The 7,387-nt window shown below is 69.7% G+C and carries 6 protein-coding genes and 1 pseudogene; 3 read left to right on the forward strand and 4 right to left on the reverse strand.

The genetic code is table 11. The features are described 5' to 3' along the window. Positions 1–104 precede the first annotated feature (104 nt). On the forward strand, positions 105–302 hold the full coding sequence (locus tag JHN45_RS48720; protein ID WP_200715675.1) for a hypothetical protein: 198 nt from the start codon (positions 105–107) through the stop codon (positions 300–302). 157 nt (positions 303–459) lie between these two features. Next, positions 460–1,839 (forward strand): S8 family serine peptidase, encoded by a 1,380-nt coding sequence (locus tag JHN45_RS48725; protein WP_200715674.1) that lies wholly within the window; start codon positions 460–462, stop codon positions 1,837–1,839. 430 nt (positions 1,840–2,269) lie between these two features. Here JHN45_RS48725 and JHN45_RS48730 read toward each other — a convergent pair whose 3' ends face one another. Next, positions 2,270–3,643, reverse strand: a complete 1,374-nt coding sequence (locus JHN45_RS48730; RefSeq protein ID WP_307783419.1) for a macro domain-containing protein — start codon at positions 3,641–3,643, stop codon at positions 2,270–2,272. 79 nt (positions 3,644–3,722) lie between these two features. Between JHN45_RS48730 and JHN45_RS48735 the strand changes: the two genes are divergently transcribed. Continuing rightward, positions 3,723–4,643 (forward strand): macro domain-containing protein, encoded by a 921-nt coding sequence (locus tag JHN45_RS48735; RefSeq protein WP_236584941.1) that lies wholly within the window; start codon positions 3,723–3,725, stop codon positions 4,641–4,643. Between the two features lie 80 nt (positions 4,644–4,723). Here the strand turns inward: JHN45_RS48735 and JHN45_RS48740 are convergent, their stop codons facing one another. From JHN45_RS48740 to JHN45_RS48750, 3 genes and pseudogenes are all read right to left on the reverse strand, one after another. Then, a complete protein-coding gene (locus JHN45_RS48740) occupies positions 4,724–5,422 on the reverse strand; it encodes a TIR domain-containing protein (RefSeq protein ID WP_201055900.1) in 699 nt (232 codons plus the stop codon). A gap of 2 nt (positions 5,423–5,424) precedes the next feature. Continuing rightward, positions 5,425–7,032, reverse strand: a complete 1,608-nt coding sequence (locus JHN45_RS48745) for a hypothetical protein (RefSeq protein WP_307783420.1) — start codon at positions 7,030–7,032, stop codon at positions 5,425–5,427. A gap of 32 nt (positions 7,033–7,064) precedes the next feature. Then, a pseudogene (locus tag JHN45_RS48750) lies at positions 7,065–7,387 on the reverse strand (hypothetical protein); the annotation flags it as partial.

Below are 7,387 nucleotides of genomic sequence, written 5' to 3' on the forward strand. Positions count from 1 at the left end.
ACGTTCCTTCCGGGCGGGCGAACGAGGGCATCGTAGGAGCCGGTTGGCATCCAGAGCCTGTCCCCGTCGATCTCGACCGATCGCCCGCCCGGAAGGAACGTCCCATGGAATCAAGGCAGTTCACCGAACCGGCCGAGGTCTCCGGCGAGAGCGGTCTCGCCCCGCTGCTGGCCGCGTGGGACCTGGCGCATCCCGCGGCGGGTGATCCCGAGTGGCGGCATCTGCTGGACGAGATCGCGCATCCGCGCACCACCGAGGCGTTCCGGCGGCTGGCCGGGGCCGGCGTCGGCTCTCCGGTCTGAGTCGACCCGCGCGACCGGCAGGACCGTTCGAGCATTTGGTGCTGTTTGGGCAAAGGCTTCGGCATCGGCAGTTCAACTGACTTGTCCTGTGCATGTCTCACTGGATGAGATGCACGCAGACCTTCGCGTGCAACTCACAGACATCCAGGGGGCATTCATGCACATAGCCCGCAACAGACGTGGCCTCGCGGCTGCCACGGCCGCCGGCGCCACTCTCGCCGTCGCCGCACTGGCGACCGCCCCGCTGGCCGGCGTCAGCAGCGCCGCACCCGCCGCCGTACCGCAGACGAAGGTGATCCCGGCCATCACCGGACACACCCTCGCCCGCGACGTGCCCAGCCCGCTCACGAGCGAGCAGTGCGAGGCCAAGTGGCACATCGCCTGCTACACCCCGCTGCAGTACCGCACCGCGTACAACCTCAACTCCCTTTACAAGAAGGGCATCACGGGCAAGGGACGCACGATCGTCATCGTCGACTCCTTCGGCTCGCCGACGATCCAGCACGATCTCGACGTCTACAGCAAGCAGTTCGGCCTGAAGAGCGCCAAGGTCAACGTGGTCAAGTGGGGCAACGTCCCCGTCTTCGACCCCACCAACGCGGACATGACCGGCTGGGCGGGCGAGACCACCCTGGACGTCGAGATGGCCCACGCGGTCGCGCCCGACGCGAAGATCGTGCTCGTGGAGACGGCGGTCGCCGAGACCGAGGGCGTCACCGGTCTGCCGGAGATGATGTCCGCCGAGAAGCACCTCATCGACCACGGCGTCGGCGATGTCATCACGCAGAGCTTCGGCGCCACCGAGAACACCTTCCCCGGCTTCGACCAGGGCGACTTCTCCAGCATCAAGAAGCTGCGCTACGCCTTCCAGGACGCCAACCGCAAGCACGTCACCGTGCTCGCCTCCTCCGGCGACGGCGGCGCCACCGACTACAACCTGGACGGCTCGGCCTTCTACGACAAGCCCGTCAACTCCTGGCCTTCTTCGGACCCGTTGGTCACGTCGATCGGCGGCACGCAGCTCCACCTGAACGACAAGGGCGAGCGCGTCACCCCGGACAGCGTCTACAACGACTACGGCGCGGGCGGCGGCGGCCAGTCCCACGTGTTCTCCCGCCCGTCCTTCCAGAACGGCGTGAAGAGCGTCGTCGGCACCCAGCGCGCCACGCCCGACGTGTCGATGGCCGCGGCGGTCAACGGCGGTGCCTGGACGTACTCCAGCTTCGACCCGACCGCGATCGGCTGGGACGTCTACGGCGGCACCAGCGAGGCCAGCCCGCTGTTCTCGGGCATCGTCGCCCTCGCGGACCAGGCGGCGGGACACCGAGTGGGCAACATCAACTCGGCGCTGTACACGCTCGCTCGGCACGGCGCCAAGAGCAACGGCATCGTCGACGTGAACGACGGCACGAACAACACGTACGCGGGCGTGACCGGTTACACGGCCGTCAACGGCTACGACATGGCGACGGGCGTGGGCACGGTGGACGCGCTGCGCTTCGTTCCGGCGCTGGCGAAGGCGAGTTGGAAGCGCTGACGCGTCACCGCGTCCGCTGAATCACCGAACTTCCGCACGGACGGCCCGGGTTCGCATCCCACGCGACCCGGGCCGTCCGGCTGTCGTCCGGCTGTCGTCCGGCTGTCGTCCGGCTGTTGTCCGGCTGTTGTCGGGGTGGCGTCGGAATCGGATCGGAAGCGGATGGCGACTACCCGCGGAAGCGCCGGCGGCGGTGCACTGGGATCCGGTGAGGCCGGGTGGCGGTGGCGGGCCAGTGACCGGCGGGCGATGCCGCGTGGGGGAGCCGTAGATGCGGAGGAACCCGTCGGAGCGGGGGACGGACGCCGAGGGCCGCCCGGTCTCACCTTGGGCCCAGGCCCAGGCCCAGGCCCAGGCCCGGGACCGGGACCGGGGTCCGGCACTGGCTCGGGCACTGGCTCGGAAGGCTCAACTCCCTTGCCTTCCCTGGTCATTCACCCCGGTCGGGCTCCAGGTCCGGCACCAGTTCGTGGAACCGCCGCTCGACCGGCGAGAGATCGGTGCTGGCCAGGTCCTCCGGGCGGACCACTATGCGCAGTTCGGGGGTGAGCGCGGGGTAGCGGCGGCACGCGGCCATGAACGAGTCGACGATCAGGGCCACGAGCTGGCTGCGGTCGAGGTCGGTCACACGGGCCAGCCCGGAGCCGATGAGCGGGACGGCGACCGGTCTGAACAGGCCGTGCACGGCCACCGAGGCCCAGAGGTTGTCCAGGCCGGAGCGCAGATCCTCGTCACCGGAGCGGGCCACCAGGTCGTTGCCGAGCCGCGAGTAGGCGACCGCGAAGATCCGGCGTCCCTCGACGGGTACGGCGATGGTCGTACCCACCGGGTAACGGACCCGCCGGCCACGCGGCTTGGCCCGTGCGCTCTCCGTGCCGACGGCCTTCACGGCGCGCAGCCCGGTCTTCAACTTCTCGTCCAGCAGGCGGCGTCGACCGCCGAAGACCCGGTCGACCAGCTGACTCTGCACGCTGTCACGGCTGATGACGATGTCCTGGTCGGTCTCCGTGTCGAAGGTGTCGGTGAAGCCGACCACCAGATTGCAGTCCGTCTGCTCGAACAGGTCGCCGCGGACGAGGACGACGTCCGCCCGCTGACTGGGCAACGGGACGCGGTGGCGCAGCAGTTCGGCGCCATGCCGGGCGCGGAGCGCGGCCCGCAGGGTGTCCAGGGTGCGCGCGGCGTCGAGGTCGTCGGGATGGTCGCGGACGATCAGCTCCGCGACCGGCAGTGCGAGGTCGGGGCGGCCCAAGTCGGCCTGGACGCGGACCAGTTCACGGCGGGCGGAGTCCAGCAGGGTGGTGAGCCGGCGGATGAAGGGGTCGGCGAACGTCTCGCCGTTGACCTCGGCCAGCGGCCGGCCGCGGATCAGCCCGAGCGCCTCGTCGAGTTCATGGGCGGCGGTGGCGGGCGGGGCCAGCAGCGCGGTGCGGACGACCTCCGTGAACCGTGCGCTGTCCAGTTCCTCGGGCCGCAGCACCAGCCGATAGGCGGTCTCCGGGCCGTGCACGGTGACCTGCTGTTCGGTGCGCAGCACGCGGGCGGCGGTGCCGTCCTGGCCGGGGTCGAGCGCGCGCCGCAGTTCCAGGACGCGCTTCTGCACCTCGTTGCGGTTGCGCTGGTCCAGATGACGGGGTCCGTCCGCCAAGCCCCATACGTCGCGCCGCAGTTGCCGTACCGGCACGGCCTCGCCCTCGGCGGCCACCAGGCGGACCAGCAGCCGGGTGGTCAGGGGTGTCAGCCGGACCGGAATCCCGTCGACGTCGAGCCGGACCGGCCCCAGCACTTTGACCTGAATGCGCACTCGTCCATCGGCCACCCGCGTCGCCCCCGCCGCGCCCCTGTATCACCGTGTGTCACCGAGAAGTGACAAGAACATTATCATGAGGCCTTGGAGAAACTGTGTGGCCCAACTGCGCATACCCACACGCTTTTTGAGGCTCTACGGCACCGGGCGCGCCCGAAGGGTCTTCGCCCGCAACACGATGGTGGCCTTCGGCGGAATATCGGCGGTGCTCCAGTTCGTCGGGCAGTTCTTCCCGCGGAGTTTCCCCGATCCCGGCACGGTCACGGTGGTGTCGGTGGTGGCCTGCCTGGTGTGGGGACTGGGCCAGGCGCGGCCGGTGCTGCGGGTGGAGCAGGTGTTCCGGCGGCCCGATCTGACGGTGGTGGTCGAGGCGGGCGACGTGTTCGACCAGCCGGCGCATCTCGTCGTCGGCTTCTGCGACACCTTCGACACCGCGACGGCGGACGGCGAGGTCATCAACGCGTCCAGTGTGCAAGGGCAGTTGCTGCACCGGCGGTACGACGGTGACGTACGGCGCCTGGACGCGGAACTGGTCGCGGCGCTCGCCGGGGTCACGCCGGTCGGGCGCGAGGACCGGGACCGCAAGCCGCTGGGCAAACTGGACCGCTACCCGGTCGGCACGGTGGCGGTCCTGGGCGCCCGGCCGCACCTGGTGTTCGCGGTCGCGTACAGCCGTATCGGCAACGACTGTGTGGCCGCGTCCACTGTGGAGGAACTCTGGCTCGGCCTCGGCCGGCTGTGGGACGCGCTGCACCGGCATGCCCAACTGGAGCGCGTGGCCATGCCATTGGTCGGCTCGGGGCTGTCCCGGCTCGACCACCTCGACCAGGACAGCCTGCTGCGGCTGATCCTGATGTCCTTCGTCGCCCGGTCGCGGGAGGGCGCGGTCTGCCGGGAGTTGCGGTTGGTGGTGCGGCCCGCCGACCTGGAGCGGATCGACATGCGGGAGGTGGCGGCCTTCTTGAGGGTTCTGGCGTCGGGACTGGACCGCGTTTGAAAGGAAGAAAAGGAGAGGGAGGGGGAGGGGGGACGGACGCTTCGGCGTCCGTCCCCCCTCCCCCTCCCTCTCGCTGTGCTTCAGGCGAGTCGGCGGTACGCGGCGAGGTTCTGGAAGGGGCGGGTCTCGCGCCATTCCGGCCCGCTGTCGTCGAGTTGGCAGCCGGCCAGCCGCAGCCGCGCGGCGATCTTCGCGAGGGAAGCCTCCGTGCCGTCGAACCGGATGACGTTGATGCCCGCGGTGTCGGCGACATGCCGTAGCCGGCCGACCTCGACGATGACGGTCCGCTCGGGGTAGGCCATCAGGACCATGCCCAGCTCGATCAGCACGTTCTGCCGCGGCTGGCCGGTGAGTTGGGTCTCGTCGTCCCGTTCGCGGTTGCCGAGCAGATGCGGGTGGAGCTTGGCGACGTCGTCCGGGGTGAGCAGGACCAGGGCCGCCTGCGCCTGCGCCGGTGCGTTCATGACCACTTCGCCGAGGAAGGGCGCGGTCTTGCCGGTGGCCCGCACCAACTCCTCCCACTCCAGGGGCCGTAGATCGAGCCGGCGCAGCAGCCCGAACATCGCCTGCCGCACCTCTTCGTCCCGGCCGTGCACGACGAAGACGCTACGGCTGCGGTCGTGAACGGCCGGTGCCGGTGCCTGCCCGGCCGGTTGGTCGGAGGACTCTGGTTCGGCGGCCGAAATCTCGGGCGCCGCATGGTAGTTGTAGCCGAAGCCCCTGTTCTTCCCGCCGAGAATGACCTGGTTGTTGTCGCCGAACGTATGGCTGTCGCTCATGGCTAATCCCCTCGGCTGCCGGACGAATCGGGGCCCTGCGGCTGGTAGTTGTACCCGAAGTTCTCGTTGTGCCCGCCGAAGATCGCCTGGGAGTTGTCCCCGACGAGGATGTTGGTCTGCGCGCGGTCGTGGTCGGCGAGATCCACGTGGTGCTCGTCCAGGAACTGCCGGATGGTGTGCAGCAGTCGGCGCTCGACGATCTGCGAGTACTTCAGGGCGTCGGTCTTCTGGAAGAAGTGGTGGTAGGTGTCGCTGGTGGCCATCTCGCGGACGCTGGTCAGCGCGCCGCAGTCCACTGACTCGTTGGCGTAGCGGGCGAGGCGGAATTCGCTGCTGTCGACCGTCGTGCTGTCCGTGGTGAACTCGATGGTGGACCGCCCGCTCCGCCCGGGCCGCACCAGCCGGCGTACCCGCCTCGGCAGGAACCGTTCGGGGAACAGCCGCAGCGGCCACAGCGGCAGCGCCACGCACCACCTCGGCACGGCCTTGACCATGTCCCACGCGACCCGCACCGCCAGCCGGCCGTCGAAGGAGTCGGGCAGCTGGTCGACGAGGTGGAACTCCCTTACCAGCGGCCCGAGTACATAGGTGTAGAACTCGGTGTGCAGGGTGTCGCCTTTGAGGTCGAACCCGACGAAGATCGAGGTCACCAGCTCCTCGTTCCAGGATCCGACGCGCACGCACAGATACTCGCGGGCCGCGTCGTAGTCCTCCCGCCAGTGGATGCCCGGCAGATCGTCCATGCCGGGCAGCTGGGACCAACCGACGCCCAGCGTACGGTCGTTGGTGCGGATCGCCGTCGTGTAGCGGCGCTGCTCGACGGTCAGTCCCTCGATCCGTTCGTCCCGGCGGGCCTCGTCGCGCAGCTCCGCGCCCATCCGGGCGGCGACGTACGAGGTGATGTCGTGGACGGTGAACGGCAGGACGGGCTTGCGTTCCACGTCGTCCAGGTCGCGCCCGGCTCCGGGCCCCACGAAGTCCTTGCGCGCGGCGAGGCGGTTCTTCGGTGCGCCGAGCAGGAGTTGGGCGTTCGCCCAGTCGCGCAGGGGCAGTCCGGCGCCGACGAAGGGCCGGAAACCGCCGTAGAAGACAAGGCCGTTCTGACTGCCCTGCTCGCGGTCGATCTTGCCGATCAGGGCGTCGGTGAGCCTGCCGCCGGCCGGGTAGGAGCCGTCGAAGCCGCCGGCCGGGCCGGTCTCCTTCAGCCGGGTCATCAGGATGTGCAGGGTGACGACCCGACGCAGATAGGCCGCGCCCCACAGCACCCAGAACATCAGCTGCGCGCCGACGAAGACGCTCAGCGGGCCGCGCACCAGCAGCAGGAGCGCGACCGCCGAACCGCCGGCGACTCCCCATTGGATACGGCGCAGTCGGCGCGCGGCGAGGGCGTGGGCGAGGACCGACACGGCGTCGTAGCCGTACGACGGCGCGACAACTCTGAAGCGTTTCTTGAGCAGTTCGCGGATGACGGCTCTGCGGTAGCCGGGATCGAGGTAGGTGCCCGCGGACAGCAGGCGGGTGGCCTTGGTCCGCGCGTACACGCGGGTGACCTGCGGCGGCGCCCCGGGCGGTGGGACGGGCGGATAGCGGTGCGGTGCCTGTGTGCTCACGATGGTTCAGCGCTCCACTCGTGCGGGGTCGGTCAGCCGATCAGGGTTGCGGTGCCGTGGGTGATCACACCGTCGAGAACGGTGTAGGTGGCGTGGTACGAGTGCGAAGTACCGTCCGTCTGAAGGGCGTTGAGGATCAGCGTCACGACGGTCCCCTGCACGGACACCTGACTGATGCTGTCGCGCTCGGTGGTGGCGTAGCCCGCGACGAACGCGTCGTAGTCGGGGTCGCCCAGGTTCTTGCCGCCCATGGCCCAAGCCGTCGAGTACTCATGGTTGTTGATCGCGGCGAAGTAGGCGGTGACGACGGCTTCCGGCTCGGCGGTCGGGGTGGCCTCGTCGGTCGGGGTGGGGG

Origin of the sequence: Streptomyces sp. MBT53, from assembly GCF_016654115.1 — a bacterium.
Classification (GTDB): domain Bacteria; phylum Actinomycetota; class Actinomycetes; order Streptomycetales; family Streptomycetaceae; genus Streptomyces.